Origin of the sequence: Streptomyces sp. NPDC059524 (assembly GCF_042749255.1) — a bacterium.
Classification (GTDB): domain Bacteria; phylum Actinomycetota; class Actinomycetes; order Streptomycetales; family Streptomycetaceae; genus Streptomyces; species Streptomyces xanthii.
In genome coordinates, this window is sequence record NZ_JBHYTK010000113.1 from 1 (window position 1) to 14,375 (window position 14,375).

The 14,375-nt window shown below is 71.7% G+C and carries 17 protein-coding genes and 2 pseudogenes; 13 read left to right on the plus strand and 6 right to left on the minus strand.

All coding sequences use genetic code 11. From position 1 onward, the window contains the following. Positions 1-606 (plus strand): DALR domain-containing protein (locus ACFW9D_RS26860; protein WP_384625757.1); only part of this gene is annotated, 606 nt, incomplete at its 5' end. 107 nt (positions 607-713) lie between these two features. Beyond that, complete coding sequence (locus ACFW9D_RS26865) at positions 714-1,157, plus strand: hypothetical protein (protein WP_384625760.1); 444 nt, start codon at positions 714-716, stop codon at positions 1,155-1,157. Positions 1,158-1,196: 39 nt separating this feature from the next. Here the strand turns inward: ACFW9D_RS26865 and ACFW9D_RS26870 are convergent, their stop codons facing one another. Next, on the minus strand, positions 1,197-1,772 hold the full coding sequence (locus ACFW9D_RS26870; protein ID WP_384625762.1) for a TetR/AcrR family transcriptional regulator: 576 nt from the start codon (positions 1,770-1,772) through the stop codon (positions 1,197-1,199). Between the two features lie 107 nt (positions 1,773-1,879). Here ACFW9D_RS26870 and ACFW9D_RS26875 point away from each other — a divergent pair, with 107 nt between their 5' ends. The 3 genes from ACFW9D_RS26875 (at position 1,880) to ACFW9D_RS26885 (ending at position 5,307) form a co-directional block, all read left to right on the plus strand. Then, the gene (locus ACFW9D_RS26875) at positions 1,880-3,337 is read left to right on the plus strand and encodes an MFS transporter (protein ID WP_384625764.1); all 1,458 of its coding nucleotides are present in this window, start codon (positions 1,880-1,882) and stop codon (positions 3,335-3,337) included. Between the two features lie 124 nt (positions 3,338-3,461). After that, complete coding sequence (locus ACFW9D_RS26880; RefSeq protein WP_384625767.1) at positions 3,462-4,142, plus strand: DUF4232 domain-containing protein; 681 nt, start codon at positions 3,462-3,464, stop codon at positions 4,140-4,142. A 220-nt stretch (positions 4,143-4,362) separates the two neighbouring features. After that, entirely contained in the window at positions 4,363-5,307 is a 945-nt protein-coding gene (locus ACFW9D_RS26885) for a ricin-type beta-trefoil lectin domain protein (protein WP_384625769.1), read from the plus strand. 28 nt (positions 5,308-5,335) lie between these two features. Here ACFW9D_RS26885 and ACFW9D_RS26890 read toward each other — a convergent pair whose 3' ends face one another. Further along, positions 5,336-5,929, minus strand: a complete 594-nt coding sequence (locus ACFW9D_RS26890; RefSeq protein ID WP_384625772.1) for a VOC family protein — start codon at positions 5,927-5,929, stop codon at positions 5,336-5,338. A gap of 140 nt (positions 5,930-6,069) precedes the next feature. On the opposite strand from ACFW9D_RS26890, the gene ACFW9D_RS26895 reads away from it, so the two are divergent. Together ACFW9D_RS26895 and ACFW9D_RS26900 are read left to right on the plus strand one after the other, a co-directional pair. Then, complete coding sequence (locus tag ACFW9D_RS26895; protein ID WP_188341982.1) at positions 6,070-6,321, plus strand: hypothetical protein; 252 nt, start codon at positions 6,070-6,072, stop codon at positions 6,319-6,321. Positions 6,322-6,324: 3 nt separating this feature from the next. Then, positions 6,325-6,702 carry a toxin Doc gene (locus ACFW9D_RS26900; RefSeq protein ID WP_384625776.1) on the plus strand — a complete coding sequence of 126 codons (378 nt, stop codon included), beginning with the start codon at positions 6,325-6,327 and terminating at the stop codon, positions 6,700-6,702. Between the two features lie 46 nt (positions 6,703-6,748). On the opposite strand, the gene arr is transcribed toward ACFW9D_RS26900, so the two are convergent. After that, on the minus strand, positions 6,749-7,159 hold the full coding sequence (arr, locus tag ACFW9D_RS26905) for an NAD(+)--rifampin ADP-ribosyltransferase (protein WP_188341984.1): 411 nt from the start codon (positions 7,157-7,159) through the stop codon (positions 6,749-6,751). A 243-nt stretch (positions 7,160-7,402) separates the two neighbouring features. On the opposite strand from arr, the gene ACFW9D_RS26910 reads away from it, so the two are divergent. Beyond that, entirely contained in the window at positions 7,403-8,938 is a 1,536-nt protein-coding gene (locus tag ACFW9D_RS26910; RefSeq protein WP_384625778.1) for a class I tRNA ligase family protein, read from the plus strand. A gap of 91 nt (positions 8,939-9,029) precedes the next feature. Here ACFW9D_RS26910 and ACFW9D_RS26915 read toward each other — a convergent pair whose 3' ends face one another. Beyond that, positions 9,030-10,040, minus strand: coding sequence for a LuxR C-terminal-related transcriptional regulator (locus ACFW9D_RS26915; RefSeq protein WP_384625780.1), 1,011 nt, complete (start codon positions 10,038-10,040; stop codon positions 9,030-9,032). Positions 10,041-10,314: 274 nt separating this feature from the next. On the opposite strand from ACFW9D_RS26915, the gene ACFW9D_RS26920 reads away from it, so the two are divergent. Next, on the plus strand, positions 10,315-10,869 hold the full coding sequence (locus ACFW9D_RS26920; RefSeq protein WP_384625783.1) for a hypothetical protein: 555 nt from the start codon (positions 10,315-10,317) through the stop codon (positions 10,867-10,869). A 143-nt stretch (positions 10,870-11,012) separates the two neighbouring features. Here ACFW9D_RS26920 and ACFW9D_RS26925 read toward each other — a convergent pair whose 3' ends face one another. Continuing rightward, positions 11,013-11,768: an alpha/beta hydrolase family protein gene (locus ACFW9D_RS26925; protein ID WP_384625786.1), complete on the minus strand. Its 756-nt coding sequence runs from the start codon at positions 11,766-11,768 to the stop codon at positions 11,013-11,015. Between the two features lie 231 nt (positions 11,769-11,999). Between ACFW9D_RS26925 and ACFW9D_RS26930 the strand changes: the two genes are divergently transcribed. Together ACFW9D_RS26930 and ACFW9D_RS26935 are read left to right on the plus strand one after the other, a co-directional pair. Next, entirely contained in the window at positions 12,000-12,221 is a 222-nt protein-coding gene (locus tag ACFW9D_RS26930) for a hypothetical protein (protein ID WP_223206499.1), read from the plus strand. 148 nt (positions 12,222-12,369) lie between these two features. Further along, complete coding sequence (locus ACFW9D_RS26935; protein WP_384625789.1) at positions 12,370-12,843, plus strand: hypothetical protein; 474 nt, start codon at positions 12,370-12,372, stop codon at positions 12,841-12,843. Between the two features lie 126 nt (positions 12,844-12,969). On the opposite strand, the gene ACFW9D_RS26940 is transcribed toward ACFW9D_RS26935, so the two are convergent. Continuing rightward, on the minus strand, positions 12,970-13,407 hold the full coding sequence (locus tag ACFW9D_RS26940; protein ID WP_384625791.1) for a hypothetical protein: 438 nt from the start codon (positions 13,405-13,407) through the stop codon (positions 12,970-12,972). Between the two features lie 300 nt (positions 13,408-13,707). Here ACFW9D_RS26940 and ACFW9D_RS26945 point away from each other — a divergent pair. After that, positions 13,708-14,169, plus strand: a pseudogene (locus ACFW9D_RS26945) (histidine phosphatase family protein); the annotation flags it as partial. An 85-nt stretch (positions 14,170-14,254) separates the two neighbouring features. Next, positions 14,255-14,375 (plus strand): annotated as a pseudogene (locus tag ACFW9D_RS26950) (hypothetical protein); the annotation flags it as partial.

Below are 14,375 nucleotides of genomic sequence, written 5' to 3' on the forward strand. Positions count from 1 at the left end.
TCGAAGTCGCTGGGCAACAGTGTGCTGGTCGGTGAGATGGTCAAGCACTGGCGGCCGATCGTGCTGCGCTACTACCTGGGTACTCCGCATTACCGCTCGACGATCGAGTACAGCGAGGAGGCGCTGCGCGAGGCGGAGTCGGCGTTCGCGCGGATCGAGGGCTTCGTGCAGCGGGTGACCGAGCTGGCCGGGGGGACGGTCGCCGCGGCGGACGAGGTGCCGCCGGCGTTCGCGGAGGCGATGGACGACGACCTGGGTGTGCCCGGCGCGCTCGCGGTGGTGCACACGGCGGTGCGGCAGGGCAACAGTGCGCTGGCGGCCGACGACAAGGAAGCCGCCGTCGCCCGTCTCGCCGAGGTCCGCGCGATGCTCGGCGTCCTGGGTCTGGACCCGCTGGACGCGCACTGGGCGGGGGAGGGTGACCGGACGGAGGATCTGCACGGGGTCGTGGACACCCTCGTGCGGCTCGTGCTGGACCAGCGGGAGTCGGCGCGGGCCCGCAAGGACTGGGCGACCGCCGACGCGATCCGCGACCGGCTCGGCCAGTCCGGCCTCGTCATCGAGGACAGCCCCAGCGGACCCCGCTGGACCCTCGGCTCCCGCTGAGAACCAGGGGAGAAGACGGCCGGCGGCGGCTGTCCGCCCCGAACCGTCCCTCGCGCCGGGTGACTTGTCCGGGGTGCGGCGTTCCATGAAGCGGTCACGCTCGTTGAGTGGTCGTGCACATGGATGACCATTTGATTTTCGATACCGCCGCCGAGCACCGGCCACCCTGCTCCTGCGGTGGACCGGGTGCGGCGGCGAGCCCGCAGAGCGCCACGCTCTCCGGCCTGCTCGACACGCTCGAACGCCTCAAAGGAGAGTTCGAGCATCGTCTCACCGGCATCGTCAGGACGGAGACGGTGGCCGCCGGGGCCGCGGGCGGCCCGGTGGAACCGGGCAACCTCGATCTGCTCCGCCCGTTCACCGAGGCGATGCAGAGCATGGGCCGGGCCCGGGACGGCGACCGGGTGGACGTTGCCGCCGAACCCCCTCGCCAAGCCCCCCGCAAGAAACGTTTCCTCACCGACGGTGTCGACGTGGCCCTGGGCACCTTTCAGGAACCGGTCGCCCTGCGCGCGTACCTCGCACCGCAGCGGCCGGTCCGTCCGGAATGACGGGGAGGACGACCGCGCGCCGTGGCGCCGGCCGGTGCGTCAGGCGCCGGGTCGGTGCAGCCGGTCCACCAACCCGTCGACGTACTCCGGCGTGAGTTCCATGCCGAACAGGACCCGGATGTACATCGGCGCCAGGATGTGGTCCAGCACGTCGAGTGCGTCGAGCACCTGCTCGCCGCGGTCACCGGCGCGGTCGAGCATGGACTGCAACTGCCCCATGCGTTCGGCGAAGAGGGCGTCGCCGGCCTTCAGTCCCTGTGGTCCGTCGCTCGACAGGGCGACGGCCAGGCGTACGAGCGCCAGTCCGTCGGGTCCGGTGATCTCGCGCGCCACGGCGGCCGCGTAGGTGCGCAGATCGCCGTCCAGGCTTCCGGTGTCGGGCATCGGGGACTGCGCGTTGAGGCGGGTGAGTGCCACCTCGCTGAGCAGTGCCTCCAGGCTGCCCCACCGGCGGTAGACGCTGCTGTCGGCCACGCCCGCGCGGGCCGCGACCTCGCCGACGGTGAAGTTGCCGTAGCCGCGCTCGCTGACGAGTTCGGAGACGGCCTGGTGCACCTGTGCGCCGACGCGGGCGCTGCGCCCGCCGGGCCTGCGGGCTCGCTGTCCTTCGTTCATGCCCCCACCTTAACGCAGTCGGGACTTGCGTTTGTGGGTCGGCTCGCCTTATGGTCGCCTAACGCAGTCACCGACTGCGTTAAAGGGTGAGAGGAAGAGCAACCCATATGACTGCTGCGACACCCGCGACCACACACAACGGCCCCCACCGAGCCGTACTCCTGACCGTGACCTGCCTCGGCCAGTTCATGGTCCTGCTCGACAACACCATCGTCGGAGCCGCACTCCCCGACATGCAGCACCGCCTCGACACCTCACTGACCGGCCTCCAGTGGATCGTCGACGCCTACGTCCTCCTGGTCGCCATGCTGCTGCTCTCCGGCGGCGTCTTCGCCGACCGGTTCGGCCGCAAGCGCGTCTACCTCACCGGAGTCGTCGTCTTCACCACCGCGTCCCTCGTCTGCGCCCTCGCACCCTCGCTCGGCTGGCTCATCGCCGGACGCATCCTCCAGGGCATCGGAGCCGCAGCCCTCAGCCCCGCCTCACTCGCCCTCCTCGCCGCCGCGTATCCCGTACCGCAGGAACGCATGAAGGCCATCGGCCTGTGGGCCGGACTCAGCGGCATCGGCCTCGCCGCGGGCCCCGTCGCCGGCGGCGTCCTCACCGAAGCCTTCGGCTGGCCCGCCATCTTCCTGGTCAACCTCCCCATCGGCGCGATCCTCCTCCTGATGGGCCTGCGCACCCTCCAAGAGAGCCGCAACCCGCACGCCCCCGCCATCGACGTCCCCGGAACCGCCCTCTCCGTCCTCGGCGTCGGCGTCCTCACCTACGCACTCATCGAAGGCGGCGCCCGCGGCTGGACCTCACCACTCATCCTCGCCGGCTTCGCCGCCGCAGCAGTCCTCCTCGCCGCCTTCATCGCCGTCGAAGCACGCCGCTCCAACCCCATGCTGCCGCTGCGCCTGTTCCGCCAGCGCCTGTTCACCGTCTCCAACACCGCCATGGTCGTCGTCGGCTTCGCACTCATGGGCTCGTCGTTCTTCTTCTCCCAGTTCTTCGTCCACGTCCAGGGCAGCTCCATCCTGCGCGCCGGCCTCCAGACCCTCCCGGTCTCCCTCGCCATGGTCGTCGTCAGCCCCTACGCCGGCCGCCTCGCCGCCCGCTACGGCTTCCGCATCGTCGTCACCACCGGCATGGTCCTGGCCGGACTCGGACTCCTCGCACTCGGCACCGTCCACGCCGACACCGCCTACGTCAACGTCTGGTGGCGCCTCGCCATCGTCGGCACCGGCTTCGCCCTCACCCTCTCCCCGCTGACCGGAGCCGCCGTCCAGGCCGTCAGCCCGCAAGAAGGCGGCCTCGCCTCCGGCATCAGCAGCACCACCCGCCAGATCGGCGCCGTCCTCGGCGTCGCACTCCTCGGAGCCGTGGTCCGCACCCGCCAGGCCGGCGGCGCCTCCTTCGAAGCCGGCCTCAACAGCGCCTTCCTCGCCGCCGGAGCCGTCACCCTGGCCACCGCCGTCCTCACCGGCCTCTGGCTCGCCCGGTCCAAGCCCGCGAACGAAACCGCCCCGGCCCCGCAGCACACCACCACGGAACCGGAAGCCGTCCCCACCCCCCGATGAGGCCGGAAGAGGGACCAACACCCCTGTGACAGAACGAAGACGGCGCGGGACACCGCCTGTGACTCGGTGCGAGATACAAATACTTCCGACCACAGCACAGCGCCGTCCACCGGGGGAAAACACCGTGAAGCACACCCGCGTCACCGCACTCGCAGCCATCACCGTCGCCGCCACCCTCTCGCTCACCGCCTGCAACAGCGACGGATCCGGCCACGGCTCCTCCTCCAGGAAGGGCTCGTCCTCCTCCGGACACTCCTCCACGAACGACGACGCCAAGCCCGCGGACGACACCACCTCCACGGGCGGCGCACAGGCCAGCAACCCAAAGACCGACGCCGACGACAACACGTCCTCCAACACCGGGAACGGCACGGCGAACTCCGGCACCGGCACCCGCAAGACCCCGATCTGCAAGACCGAGGACCTCGCCATCGACGCCGCGGACGCCGCCCCCGACCAGACCGAGGGCCGCATCGACATCACCATGGTCAACCGCGGTTCGACCACCTGCTCCGCCACCGGCTTCGCCGGCGTCGACATCAAGGACGCCGACCACACCACCAGCCCCATCGAACGCGGCAACGCCCAGCCCCGCATCACCGTCCTCAAGCCCGGCGACGCCGCCGTCTTCAACCTCGCCTACACCATCGACAACACCGGCAACAGCCTCGCGTCCCCCACCCACATCCTCGTCACACCCCCGAACGAGACCCACACGGTCACCCTGAACTGGCCCGCGAACGCCGGTGACATCAAGGGCGCCTACACCGACGTCCAGGTCTACCCGACGCACACGACCGAGTAGGAACGGGCGAGCCCTCCCATGGAGTCACGACGCGACGGCCGGCGGAATCCCGCCGGCCGTTCGGCCTGACGTGTGGTTGTGATCGCGAAACCACGTGTGCGCACGCATGGCGTGCACACACGTGTGCACGCTCGCGCGAACATGACGTCGCCTCCCAGGGCGCGGAACGCCCGTGCGGCCATGGGCCGGGAGAGGCACCCACTTCCAGCGAAAGCGTGCGATGACCTCCTTGCGTCACCGGCTCGGCTCGACGGCCTGCGTTGCCGCCACCGCGCTCACTCTGACCTGCACCGCGATCTCGACCGCCACCACCGCCTCGGCGGCCGACGTGCCCCAGAGCGTGGACATCGACCGCGGCGCCACCGCCGAGGTCCCCTTCACCTACCAGAACACCGGGGGCAACCACACCATCAGCCCGACCGGCGGCTCGGTGGTCTTCACCGCCCCCGAACACACCACCTTCGCCGCGCAGACCACCGTGCCGAGCCTCTACAGCGCCAACGGCCAGAGCTGGGGCTTCACCAACGTGGGCCTGCGCAACTGCCGGCGCAGCAACGAGGACCGCACCCTGACCTGCGACGCCTACAGCAAGAACGGCGGCGACAGCAGCTGGAACATCAACACCTACCGCCAGTTCCGCCCCAAGGTCACCGTCGCCGACGACGCCCCCTTCGGCAAACTCCCCACCGGCACCGGAACCTTCAACTTCCGTAACCCGCAAGGCACCCGCTACAGCCCCAAGGGCACCCTGAACGTCAACGTCCCGGTCCCCGTCATGTGCCTGGTCGCGCCGAAGGACGCCGGACTGCACGATCCGGTCCGCATCTGGAAGTGCGACGACCTCGACAACACCCCGTACGCCTCCGACTGGCAGTACGCGGGCAACCACCTCGAGTCCACCGACAGCACCTCGACCGACAACATCAAGTGCGCCTACAACTGGCCCACCCAGGCTGGCCAGGTCCAGATGTGGAACTGCGGCGTCGGCGACAGCCGTGTCGACTGGACCCGCCAGGGCCTGCAGTTCGTGCACAACGACACCGGCCTGTGCATGGACGCCGGCGACGACCGCAGGAACGGCGACATCGTCATGCTGCAGTCGTGCACGGCCGGAAACACCAACCAGGACTGGACCTGGTCGGGCAGCAAACTCGTCGTGCGGTGACCTCGCACTGACCGAGCACGACCAGGCGTCAGCCCGAGACCTGGAACTCGTTCCCACCCGCATCGACGAACTCGCCCGGCTCACCGCCGGTGCGACTGACCTCCAGCCGCACCCGGTTCCGCACAGCCTTCTCCGCAGCCGGCGGCCCCATCACCAACGACACCGTGCTCGTGGGCGTCCGGCGCAACCGGACGCCCCAGTCGTGCGACTCGACCGACTGCCACCCGGCCTGCGCCTGCCAGAAGACCGACTGAGCTTCGCGCTCCTCCTCGGTGACATCGAGGCAGATCGCGACGAGACCGGAATCGGCGAGCACCCCCGGGTGGCCAGGACGCAGCACACAGAACTCGTTCCCCTCCGGATCGGCCAGCACGTCCCACGGAACCTCCCCCTGACCGATGTCGACCCGCGACGCCCCCAGAGCCAGCAGCCGCTCCACCTCCGCCTTCCAGTCCGGTCCACCGGCCAGGTCGAGGTGGAGCCGGTTCTTGTACGCCCCCTTCGGCTGCCCGGTCGGCACGCACCGCAGCCGCAGACCGTCCGTCCGCCCCTGCGTCGCACCCCGCCAGAAACGCTCCATCCCCACGACATCGACAGCGTCGATCACGATCCCGGTCAGCATCCCGTTCCCCCAGCCCTCGAACCGCTCCCCGTCCCCCCGATCATGACCCCTACCACCCTCCACTGTCGCCAGGTACCTCACATGACATGCTCTGACCTGTAACGATTGAAGACAAGGTACCCGGCCGCTACCCTGAAACCATGCCCGCCTTGAATGTGGAATTCAGCGAAGAAGAGCTCGACGAGCTCCGCGAACTGGCACGCGAACAAGGGGTCACCCTCAAAGCCCTCGTACGCGCCTCCACCGCCGACCAGATCGCCCGCCACCGGGCCCTGAAGGAAGGCGCCGAAATCTTCGCCCGCACCTTCCACGACCCCGCCCTCGCCGACGCCATCAAGGCCGCGGGCCTCGACGACGGACCGGCCACCCGCACGACAGGCCGGGCCGCCTGACCCATGCCCCCCGTCCTCCACGTCGACATGCGCTGGCTCCTGCAACAGCAGGAGACCGCCATGCCCGAGCACCCCACGGTCAGCGACTTCTCCGCCCTCATGGCCGCCGTCGCCCGCCACCGCGTCGACCCGCCCCGCGCCGGCACCGACTCCGACGCCTCCTGGCGCGCCGCCGCCCTCCTCCACACGTTCCTGCTCCTCAAGCCGCTGCCCGCGCACAACGTCCGCTTCGCCTGCGCGGTGACGATCGCCTACATGCACGCGAGCGGCGAAGGCATCGACGCCCCCTACGGCGAACTCGTCGACCTCGCCGCCGAGATCCTCACCGGCAAGACCGACGTCTTCACGGCCGCCGACCGCATCCGCACCTGGCGCCTGTAGCCGAACCCGTCGGTTCAACCGCCCCCGGCGGGCACGAGCGGCCCGCTCAGTTGATGATCTCCGCGCGGGCGTCCACACGGATGGCCGCCAGCCGGTCCCGCCACATCCGGAGCGCTTCGGGCGTCAGCCGGGTCCAGTCGGTGACCTCGCCGACGATCCGGAGCGGCTCCCGGCTGCGATAGGAACGGGTGGGATTGCCGGGGAACTTCTTGTCGGTGACGTTCGGGTCGTTCTCGAACTCCCCGGTCGGCTCCACGAGGTACACACGCGGATCCCCGTCGCCCGCGGCGAGTTCGGCCGCCAGCCCCGCGCCGTCCCGCAGCGCGGTGAAGTAGATGTGATTCATCACGACTTCCGGCCGGTAGTTGGAGCGGAAACCAGCCGTGAGCTGGTCCCCGACCCGCAGATCGGCCTTCGTACCGTGGAAGAACGGCCCCTCGTCCAAGACTTCGCTCACCGCCGCAGAGTACCTCTGCCGTACGGCAGAGGTACCCGGGGAGCGGCACCCTCCAGATCCGTGACGGCGGTGTCCGGAGCGTGGCGCATCCACGCCATGGCGCAGGCACGCAACCGTGATCACTCGCGTTCCGGCCCGCGTCCGGCGCAGGGTGGGGGACAGGCGGAGCGTTCCTCCGTCTCCTCCGGAGGGCCCGTCCGGGGGAGGCACCCACCGGTTGTCCGCGTAGCAAGGAGTCGTGTCGTGACCGCGGTTGTCACCGCCGCCCCCGTCGTGGGGCCCACCCGCCCCCGCCCCTGCCTCTCCCTCACCCCGACGCCCACGACGTGGGTGGTCGCCGCCGCGGCCGCCGCGGACGGCGAGCTGGACATCGGTGAGCTCGCCGGCCCGTACGTCGCGGCCGACGCGCTGGCCCGGCGGATGCGCGCCGACGGGGAACCCTTGGTGTTCACGTCCGCCATCGACGAGTACCACCCGGGCGTCCTCGCACGGGCCCTGCGCTCCGGCCGCGAACCCGCCGAAGTCGCGGAGTCCTTCGGCGAGACCATCGCCGCCGACTGGGCGCACGCGCAGATCACCCTCGACGGCGTGGTGCGCGTCGGCCACGACGCGGGCCATCGGGCCAGGGTGGCGGCCTGGTTCCGGCGGCTGTACGCGGCCGGACTGCTCACCGCCCGGGAGGGGCGGCATCCCTACTGCGCGTCCTGCGAGCTGTGGGGGGTGGGGCGTCTCGTCGTGGGGGAGTGCCCGGGATGCGGCGCGCCGTGCGGGGCCGGTCCCTGCGCGGCGTGCCTGCGCCCCAACGACCCCGAGGAACTGGCCGATCCGCACTGCGCACGGTGCGGCGGACCCACTCGCCCCCGTGCGCTGCGCCGGCTGTTCTTCCCTCTGGAGCCGCACCACGAGGTGCTGCGGGCGCCCTGGGCCCACGCCCTGCCCGCGACCTCCCCCGCCGGCCGCGGCCCGGCCGTACCCGTGGACGGTTTCGCGGGGCAGCGCATGGACCCGCAGTTCGCGGCGGCACTCGCCCACCTGGTGGCCGCCGAGACCATCGCCGAGGACGGACCGTACGAGGCCGTCCACTTCCTGCGCCGCCACGACACCGCCGTCCACCTGGCCCTCGTACCCGCTCTCCTGCGCATCGCCGGCCTCCCGCAGCCCGCGCGCTTCCACATCAACGACCCCTACGTCACGGCCGCGCCGCTGTGGGCGCTCGACGCGCTGACGGCGGTCGGCTCGGACGCCCTGCGACGACACGTGCTGCTCCGGCGGCCCGACGGAGCTCCCGTGGAACACCGGCAGCGGGAGCTGGCGCAGGGGCGGCGGCACCTCGTCGGGCGGTGGAACGGCTGGCTGGGGAGCGTGTTCGCGGCCGCGCGCAGCGAACACGGCGGACTGGTGCCCGATGCGGCGCCGGGCGGCGTCGGATGGGCGGAGCTCACCGAGCGGCTGCGGCGGATCGCCCCCGCACTGCGCACGGCCCTGGGCCCGGACCATTTCGCGGCCGCGCAGGCGGTGACCTTGCTCGACGAAGTGGTCGACCAGGCAGTGGAGTTCGGCCGTGCGAACACATGGGAGGCAGCACCCGTGCTCGCCGCTCACCTCGCGGTGGCCGGCGCGCTGTCGGCGTGGGCGTGGCCGGTGATGCCGCACGGCGCGGCCCGGCTGGCGACCGCGCTGGGCATGCCGGTGCCGAGGCCGATCGACGCCGCGGCCCTGTGCCCGCCGGCGCCGGGCACCCGCCTGGAGCCCCCGACTGGTCCGCTGTTCGGCCTCTGAGCGGCGCTCAGCCGCCGACTGGACCGCTGTTCGGGCTGTGAGCCGCGTTCACCCCGCTGACGGACCCGCCGTCCGGACCCTGAGCCGCGGCTCAGTCCAGCAGCCCGAGGCGGGCGGCCCGCACGCCCGCCTCGAACCGGCTGGACGCCCCCAGTTGCTGCATCAGCTCCGACAGCAGCCGGCTCACGGTTCGCAGCGACACCCCGAGCGCCCGCGCGATCCGTTCGTCCTTCGCACCACCCGCCAGCATCCGCAGCGCGAGGACCTGCTGCTCGGTGAGGGAATCCGCCCCGCCCCGATCCGGTTCGGCGCCCGCGCCGGTGTACGGGGTGGCCGTCATCCAGCAGTATTCGAACAGCGCCGCGTACGAGCGGACCAGGGCCGATCCCCGGGCGACGATCAGACCGTCGCGGGGCCGGTCGAGGTCCAGCGGGAGCAGGGCGAGCCGCGCATCCATGATCATCATGGTGAGCGGGACGGCGGGCGCGGTACGCACCTCGACCCCGATCCTCACCTGGTCGTCGAAGTGCTGCACGAGATAAGGCAGTCCGAGCAGCCGGCGGCTGTAGAGCGTCCGCCGCCGGACCCCTCGGTCCAGCGAGATCCTGTCCCGCTCCAAAGACTCGTCCAGGTGCTTCTGCTGGAACGCCACGGGGTGCATCGACGACTCGTCGCTCTGCCCCGACTCGGCGATCTCCAGCAGAATCTGGTCGATGCCCGGCCGCCCGGTGATCACCTCGATCTCGACCGGCGACCCCGCCCCGCCGGACTCCCCCTCGCGGAGATACCGCTCCGCGAGCTCCCCGAGGGCCGCGTACGCCGACGCCGCCTCCCGCTCCCTCGCCAGCATCGCCTGCCGCTCCCGGGCCAGCAGCCGCCGCAACGCCACCTCCGGCCGCACCGGCACGACAGTGTCTTCGCCCGCGTCGTCGATCAGCCCCAGCCGCACCAGCTCCTCCCGGTGCGCCTTCGCCTCCGGACCCTCCAGCCCGGCCGCCTCGACCGCCTCCCGGAAACCTCCCGCGCCCCGCCCCCGCCCCCGCAGCTCGCGGTAGAGCGCCATGGTCGCCTCGCCGTCGAGCGCGCCGAACTCCGTGGTCACCGTGCCCCCTAGTCCTCAGTGATCGCGAGCACGACCCTACCCAGCGGGGGTATGGGAAGAGGCGACGGGATGATCAAGAGTGCTGAACACCCCCCGCCGGGTATGCGAGTTGAGGGGAACGAGCGAGGGGGCGGCAGGAGTGGCGCAGTCGAGGGTGAAGCGGCGGGCGACGGCATGGGGGCGGCGCCTGGAAAGGATTCTGACCCGGCGAAGCTCCTGGACCCCGCCCCGGCCACGCCTCACCGGGGCACTCCTGGCTCTCGCGGGCGGCGCCATGATCACGGCCGCCGGCGTCCTGGCCGCCCTTCTGCACGACGCACCCCAGGTCTCGATGACCGGTTACGCAGCCCTCGTACTGGCATCCCTGGTGCTCCTCCTGGTTCTCGGCATGCCGTCGGAGAAGCGCATGGTGGGGCTGGGACTGCTCTGGATCCTGCTGGCCCTCATGGTCCCGAACGGCTTCCGCAGCGCGGTCCTCGACTGGCGAGGGGAACACATACGGGCGACGGTCACCGAGGTGAGACAACAGGACGTACCGCGGACCGGCGGCATCGACTACGACTGCAAGGCCGAGACGACACAAGGGCGCGTCCTCTGGCTCCGCGACAGCGACCGGTGCGGCCGCGACACCCGCCCCGGCGACCGCTACGACATCGTGCGCGACCCCGAGAACCTCGTCGGCGCGTCGACATCCGCCCAGCCGATCACCTTCTCCGTACTGGTGCCGGGCGTCTGCGGGGCGCTGCTCCTGATGGCCGTGATCGGGGCGCGGAGCGTGAGCCGGTCGCCGAGCGGCACGGCGGACAGGGTGCCGGTCGCCGGCAGGTAGCCGCAGTCCTCACCGCGGCACGAGTGAAGGGCCCGGCGCCGACGGGGGATGCGGCACCGAGCCCTTCACTTCAAGGTAACGCCTACCGGACCGGCAGGCTCGTCGAGCGGTCGAACCTGCCTGCCCCGGCCCTCAGCCGCCGCTCAGGGCCGGGCCTCGTCGAGGTACTGGTCGGCCCAGGCACTGATGATGTGCGCGGCGCGCTGCGCCTGACCGCGCGCGGTCAGCAGGTGGTCGGCGCCTTCGAGGGAGATGAAGCTGCGCGGGTGCCGGGCCTCCTGGAAGATCTCGGCGGCGTTGTCGATGCCGACGGTGGAGTCGGTGGGGGAGTGCGCGACGAGGAACGGGAGGTTCAGCTCGCCGATCCTGTCGCGCAGGTGGGCCTTGCGGACGTCCTCGACGAAGGCGCGCTTGAGGACGAGGGTCCGCCCGCCGACGAACCATCCGTGCGAGCCGTCGCTGAGCACGCGGTCCAGGACCGAGTCGTACTGCCGCTCGACGTGGCTGGGGTCGACGGGCGCGGCGATCGTGGCCAGCGCGCGCAGCCCGGGCACCTCTCCGGCGGCCGCGATCGCGGCGGCGCCGCCCCACGAGTGCCCCACGAGCAGATCCACGGGCGTCCCGCGCTCGGCCATGAAGGCCGCGGCACGCACCGTGTCCTGCACCTTGACGGTGAAGGAACCGTCGCCCCAGTCGCCGTCGGAGTCACCGATGCCGAGGTTGTCGAAGCGCAGCATGCCGATGCCCTCGCGGGCCAGCTGCTTGCACACGCGTGAGGCGGCCGGCGAGTCCTTGCCGAGGGTGAACCCGTGCGCGAAGAGCCCCCACCCCCGGACCTTCCCCTCCGGCAGATCGATCACCCCGGCCAGCTCGGGGCCGACGACACTGGGGAATCTCACTTTTTCTCTCATACGTGGTGCTCACCTAGGCAGAAACTGATCGGGGACGGGCCGCGAGCGGACGCCGGACGACGCCGTCGCGAGCCGACGAGCAGCATCCCATGCACCGATGGCCGATTTCGACAGGCCGGAAGCCATCGCCTGCTCGCGGAACGCACTGTGACCTGCCCTTTTGTGTCCGGGGTCGACAGGGACGGCGGGAAGGGCCTCCGTTTGGGCGCATACTGAGCCATGACTAAACCCTCGGTACCCAAGCGTCACCTGCCCACCAGCCCCTTCAAAGCCCCCGTCGCACCGGCTCTCAAGCACTTCGCCGTAGGGGACCAGGTCACCCATGACGTGTACGGGCTCGGCCGGGTGGTGGCCATGGAAGAGGGTGTCGCGGCGCTCGTGGACTTCGGTTCGGAGCAGAGGCGGATCCTGAGCCCGTATTCCAAGATGACAACGCTTTAGGTCCCCTGCGCCTTTCCCCGAGCCTGCGCAGCCTATGACCCCCACGGCTTCCGGTGAGCCGACCGCCGGGGCCCGATCATGGGCCGGTTCTGGCGGCGGTTAGAGTCTGGCGTCTGTTCCGAAGGCAGGGACATGTCAGGGGAGGGTCATGCAGGCGCAACTGAGAGAGACCGCCGACGAGTTGGCCGGCGTTCTGTGGAGGGAGCACACCGTCTACCGCGAGCGCGGCGGCGGTGTGGTGATCCGGGGGGAGCATGTGGGGCGCTGGATCAGCATGGCGCCGACCGGCAGGCGGGACCAGGCGCTGATCCGGGCCGGCCGGATCCTCGACGGCGGCACCACCGCCCCGGCCCGCCTGGAAGCGGTGGCCGACCTCACGGCCGGGACGGCGGAGCTGGCCGGCATCTGCCGCCGCCTGCTCGCCGAGACCGCCCTCGACACGGCCCCGGCCCCGGCGCCGCGCGGCCGCGGGAACCAGGCGGGCCGGCAAGGACGCAAGCCCAAGCCCGCCCGCAGGCCGAAGGGGCGGCGCATGTCCTTGGCCTCCTGGGTGGTGCTGCTCAGCGTGGCCGGTCTCGTCGCGCTGTGGGCGTACAGCGTCTTCGCGAGTGTCGGCTTCTAGCGGGCCACCAGCGGTCCGGCCGGTACTGTTCGCGCGGGCGCGGACGAGCCGGTCCAGGCGGTCGGCCAGCTCGCCGACCGCCTGGGAGCCGGTGCCGAGGGAGCCGACCGGTCGCCTCGGGCCCGGTCAGACCGCGACGGTCAGGACCTGCGAACCCGTGAGCTGGTGGCTGGCGTTCTCGGCGTAGACCTTGATGTACCGGGGCGCGCTGCCGGGCGCCATCGTGAACGAGAAGCTGTTGCCCAGGATGATGTCGGGAGCGACGAAGCAGGGGTACTGGGGGGTCGGACCGCAGTTGCCGACACGGTAGTTGCGCGTGACGGTGTCCTCCACGGCCTTGGCGTCCCAGGTGACCGTCACGGTCTGGCGCGCCGCGTCATAGGTGTACGTGAGCCCCGTCGGAGCCGGCGCCGCCTCGACCAGCGCCTGAACCGCCTGGGCGGACTGCCGAGGAGCAGCCGACGCCGGAGCCGCCACCCCGATCAGCGCCACCGCCACAGCCACAGCCGCCCCCGCAACGGCCACGCCCGTACGCCCCGCCCGCACGCGCACGATGAAACCCATGAACCCTCCCCGGTCGGCCTGCCTCCGGCAGCAAGCAGCCTTGCCGGATCGTCAGGCATCGATTTCCGGCGGAGAGTAACCACCGCACCCCACACGGGCGGGCCCTGCGCATGATCACGTGGTGAACGGTGGCTTGCGCCGACGCGGACACGCACTCGGTCCGGCGCCGACGAAGCCGGTACGTTCGACCTGCCCCGCCCTGCCCTGTACCGCCCTGCGGAGGGCTGGATCCGGTACGAGCGTCCCCCCGTACGACTAGGAGTCCTGGTGAACCGACGTGTCCTGTTCGTCGCTCCCGGTATGAACGCCGCCCTGCGGCAGGCCCGGTTCGACGACGGTGCTCCCCTCGACGCCGCCGGGCGGGCCGCTGCCGAGGCGGCGGCCGGTGTGCTGCCGGTGCCTGTGGCGGCGGTCGCCTCCAACAGCCGCCGTTGCCGGGAGACCGCCGAGGCGCTGGGGCTCGGCTCCTTCACGGCGCCCGCCGAACTGGCCCCGCCGGACCGGGGCACCTGGCACGGCCGGACGCTCGCCGAGGTGTCCGCAGCGGAGCCCGAGGCGGTCGCCCGGTGGCTCGGCGACCCGGAGTTCGCTCCCGGTGGCGGCGAGTCGGTGGTCGACGTGTGCGCCCGCGTGGCCCGATGGCTCGATGCGGCCGTACCGGACGACGGGGACGGGCCCGTGGTGGCCGTAGCCGAACCGGACGTGGTGCGAGCAGCCGTGGTGCACGCCGTGGGCGCGCCCGCGTCGTCCTTCTGGCGCTGCGACGTGGCACCGCTGACCGTCACCGAACTGAGCGGCCGCGGCGGGCGCTGGAACGTACAGATGGGAAAGCCGCGGGGGGCCGGCGGGGGGGCCGCCCCGGGGGTGCGCGGCGGGGCGCCCATACTCCGCCGCGCGGCGGGCGGCGCGGCTGCCGGCCGCGCTGACCCAGGGCCAGCGCGACTTCTTCGGCGCGCACACCTATCGGC

Coding starts and splice junctions, on each gene's coding strand:
- ACFW9D_RS26870 (WP_384625762.1), bottom strand. CDS start 1,772: ATGAACGAAGGACAGCGAGCCCGCAGGCCCGGCGGGCGCAGCGCCCGC.
- ACFW9D_RS26875 (WP_384625764.1), top strand. CDS start 1,880: ATGACTGCTGCGACACCCGCGACCACACACAACGGCCCCCACCGAGCC.
- ACFW9D_RS26885 (WP_384625769.1), top strand. CDS start 4,363: ATGACCTCCTTGCGTCACCGGCTCGGCTCGACGGCCTGCGTTGCCGCC.
- ACFW9D_RS26890 (WP_384625772.1), bottom strand. CDS start 5,929: ATGCTGACCGGGATCGTGATCGACGCTGTCGATGTCGTGGGGATGGAG.
- ACFW9D_RS26895 (WP_188341982.1), top strand. CDS start 6,070: ATGCCCGCCTTGAATGTGGAATTCAGCGAAGAAGAGCTCGACGAGCTC.
- ACFW9D_RS26900 (WP_384625776.1), top strand. CDS start 6,325: ATGCCCCCCGTCCTCCACGTCGACATGCGCTGGCTCCTGCAACAGCAG.
- ACFW9D_RS26920 (WP_384625783.1), top strand. CDS start 10,315: ATGATCACGGCCGCCGGCGTCCTGGCCGCCCTTCTGCACGACGCACCC.
- ACFW9D_RS26930 (WP_223206499.1), top strand. CDS start 12,000: ATGACTAAACCCTCGGTACCCAAGCGTCACCTGCCCACCAGCCCCTTC.
- ACFW9D_RS26935 (WP_384625789.1), top strand. CDS start 12,370: ATGCAGGCGCAACTGAGAGAGACCGCCGACGAGTTGGCCGGCGTTCTG.
- ACFW9D_RS26940 (WP_384625791.1), bottom strand. CDS start 13,407: ATGGGTTTCATCGTGCGCGTGCGGGCGGGGCGTACGGGCGTGGCCGTT.